Raw genomic sequence first — 3,218 nt, 5'->3', positions numbered from 1 at the left:
GCCGGCGACGGCAGGGCGCCGCGCGGGCCGGTCCACGGGCCGGCGGCACCTCACGCGACCACCCCCGCGAGCGCGGGCGCCGACGCGGCGCCGAGCGGAGCGGGCACCGGCTCCGCTACCGGCAGCGCCACGATGCCCGGTCTCGGCGCCGGAGCGAGGTCGACCACGGGTGAACGCACCCCCGGCGACGACCAGCGGAACAGCCGCAGCGGAACCGGCTCGGCGCCGACCGTAGCGAGGGACGCCACCCAGCCGGCGGGCGCGGGCAGGTCCACCAGCCACCGCGACCCGCCGACCACTCCGTCGGGGTCGCCGGGGGACGGCGCGACCGGCCCGGGAGCGGGTACCGGCAGCCGCAACCCGTCCAGGAAGCGGCCCCCGACGGCCTTGACGCAGGACTCCTTGCGCGACAGCAGCCGGTGGTAGGCGGCGCGGCGCGCGGGGACGGTGGGCTCCGCGGCCACCAGCGCCGCCTCCGCCGGAGGGAGGAACCGGGAGGCCAGTGGCAGCGCCGCGCGGGGGGAGACCGTGATGCGCTCGATGTCCGCGCCGACGGGGACGGTGCGGGAGACCGCCAGCAGGGCGTACCCGGCAGAACGGCTCAACGACCAGTGCCAGTTCCGGTCTTCGCCCTCGAAGACCGGCTTGCCATGGCGGCCGGCAGCCCACCGCAGTGTCGAGCCGGGGCGGCCGACGTACCGGCCGAGGAGGGCGCGGAGCGCGGTGTGCGCGGCGACGTAGCGCCGCGCGGTCGCCGGGTCGCGGAGGGAGAGAGCGCGGGAGCGTTCCGTGCGGTCCAGCCCGGCGACCGGGCGCCCGCCGTCCCCCGGGCGGCTGCCAGGGGCGGCTCCGCGGGGGCCGGGAGCGGGGTCCAGGGGGATCAGCCAGAGGTCGACACCGGGGGGCGGGCCGCTCCGGACGGGCGGGTGGCGGTACGCGGCGGCATCGGCGACGACGGCGGCGGCATCGACGGCTGGGGTGCTCGGGGCGGTCTCAGGCGGCGACGGCACGGCGATCACGCTCCTGGAGGTAGCCCTGGGCCAGGTTCAGCCGCTGGATGTTGGAGGTGCCCTCCATGAACTCGAAGGCGCGGGCGTCGCGGACCCACTTGTCGAGCAGCGGGTGGTCGAACCGGGCGCCGGGGCCGAGGGCGGCGACCGCGCCCAGAGTGAGCTCCTCGGCGAGCCGGGTGGCGTGCAGCTTGGCGGCGGAGGCGGCGGTGCCGCTCACCGCCCCGCGGTCGGCGGCGAGGGCAGCCGCACCGACCATCGCCCGGACGCCCACCAGCCGGTCGGCGAACTCGTGTGCGCGGTACCGCCGGCGCGAGCCGGGCGCCGGGCGCAGCGCCTGCTCGGCGTACTCGTGGGCGGCCTGCGCCACCCCGAGGGCGAGGGTGGCGACCAGCGGCCGGAACCGGTTGAAGGTGCGGACCGCCGCCCACATCCCGCGGCGGCTGGCGCGCAGGTGGCGGCCGAGGACGTCCGCGTCGGCGACGGGGACGCCCACCGCCCGCAGCTCACTCAGCTCCAGGCCGCGCAACCCCACGGTGTCCAGCGGGCAGGCGGTGAAGCCGGGGCGCCCGGCGTCGACGAGGACCGCGGTCAGCCCCAGCGGGCCGGGTGCGCGGCGGGCGAAGACGACGCCGATCTCCGCCCGGGCGCCGTTGCCGATGAACCGCTTGGTGCCGGTGAGCGCGAGCCGGCCGGTGGCGTCGGGGGCGAGCGCCGTCCCCATCGAGGCGGGGTCGGAGCCGTGCTCCGGCTCGGTCATCCCGAAGAACGTCCACACCGGGCGGCCCGAGGCGAGCAGGCCGTAATAGCGCTCGCGCTGCGTCGCGTCGGCCAGTTCGGCGACCATGAAGCCGGACATGGCGGGCCCGGGCAAGCCCAGGGCGACCCCGGCGTCGGCACGGGCCATCTCCTCCCAGACCACGGCCTGTTCGGCGCAGGAGTCGGCGGCGGTCGGTCGGCCGCCCACCCGGATGGGCGCGCCGTGATAGGCGGCCGGCAGGCCGGAGAACTCCCGCCAGGGGAGTCGGCCGGCGCGCACCAGCTCCGGCAGCACCCCCGGATCGCGGTCCACCGCCGGCGCCACCTCCCGCAGCGGAGCGGCGAGTTCCCTGGCGGCCCCGCGCAACCTCGCGAGGTGACGCGGATCCTGGACGGTGGTCATGACGCCTCCGACGTGTTCCGGGCGGGTGCGTAGGCGTCGCCGAGCAGTTCCGAGGCGCGCAGGGCGGCGCCGGGACCGTCCGCCAGGAAGCCGACGGCGCCCAGGAGGTGGAGCGTGGTGCGCCCGCACTGGTCGAGGGCGCGGTGCGCCCGGCGGAGCAGTCCGGCACCTGCCGCGCTCCCGGGGGTGGCGGGGGCGGCGACGAGGGCGGAGAGCGACCGTGCCTCGGCGACGGTGGCGGCGGCGTCCGCCACCAGGGCGCGGACCATCGGCAGGCTCAGGGTGGCGGTGCCGGCCACGCTGCGGTGGGCGAGACGGTCGGTGGCGCGGCGCAGCGCGGCCTCGGCCACCGCGAGTCTGACGCCGACCAGGCCGGCGGCCCAGGCGTCGCCCTCGGGCCCCGGGGCCGGACCGGCGCCGGTGACCCGCAGCGCGACCAGGCGCTCGGGCCCCACCCCCGTGCGGAGGTGGCCGACGAGCTCCTCGGCCGGTCCGCCGCGACGGACGGGACCGCCTGGAGTGGTGAAACGGTCGCAGCGGACGACGAGTTGCTCCGGGAGGAGGACGTGGCCGCCTGGCCCGGCCGGCAGGACGCCGGGCAGGACGTCGGCGTGGAGCCGGGTGAGCAGCGCGGCCGGCGCACCGGCCGGTTCGGCGCCGTCGCGCCCGGTGGCGGGCGGCGCGGCAGTGGGGGGCGGCGGTGGATGGGGCGCGGGTGGGGCGGCGAGGAAGCTCACGGGACCAGCTCCTTGGCGAACTGCCCGGCGGTCGCGGGCGGCACGGTCGGTGTGGTGGCGGGTACACCGGTCAGGCGCACCGCGCAGTGGTACGGCAGCCGCGGGTCCCGGTCGGCGACCAGGACGTCCCCGTCGGCCTCGCCCCCGGTCAGGTGGTCCACGAGGGTCACCCAGGCCCCGGCGCCGGGCAGGCCGGGCGCGGCGGTCAGCAGGCGGACTCCGTCGGCGGGGACGAGGCCCGCCAACCCCGGTCCGGCGACGACCGTCCGGACCGGTGTGCCGGGTTCGGCGGGCGGCGCCGTGGCGGCC

3 protein-coding genes and 1 pseudogene are annotated in these 3,218 nt (G+C 78.8%); all 4 read right to left on the bottom strand.

Annotated elements, in window-relative coordinates:
- Positions 1-50: 50 nt before the first annotated feature.
- Positions 51-1,010 (bottom strand): 4'-phosphopantetheinyl transferase superfamily protein, encoded by a 960-nt coding sequence (locus tag HCJ92_RS25705; RefSeq protein ID WP_167935582.1) that lies wholly within the window; start codon positions 1,008-1,010, stop codon positions 51-53.
- Positions 994-2,172: an acyl-CoA dehydrogenase family protein gene (locus HCJ92_RS23260; RefSeq protein WP_167935581.1), complete on the bottom strand. Its 1,179-nt coding sequence runs from the start codon at positions 2,170-2,172 to the stop codon at positions 994-996. The genes HCJ92_RS25705 and HCJ92_RS23260 overlap by 17 nt, the downstream gene beginning before the upstream one ends.
- Positions 2,169-2,909 (bottom strand): hypothetical protein, encoded by a 741-nt coding sequence (locus HCJ92_RS23255; RefSeq protein WP_167935580.1) that lies wholly within the window; start codon positions 2,907-2,909, stop codon positions 2,169-2,171. Before HCJ92_RS23255 ends, HCJ92_RS23260 begins: the two co-directional genes overlap by 4 nt.
- A pseudogene (locus tag HCJ92_RS23250) lies at positions 2,906-3,218 on the bottom strand (hypothetical protein); the annotation flags it as partial. The gene HCJ92_RS23255 and the pseudogene HCJ92_RS23250, both read right to left, overlap by 4 nt.

The organism is Streptomyces spiramenti (genome assembly GCF_012034385.1).
GTDB classification, from domain to species: domain Bacteria; phylum Actinomycetota; class Actinomycetes; order Streptomycetales; family Streptomycetaceae; genus Streptomyces; species Streptomyces spiramenti.
This window is presented reverse-complemented; position numbering and strand designations above follow the sequence as displayed.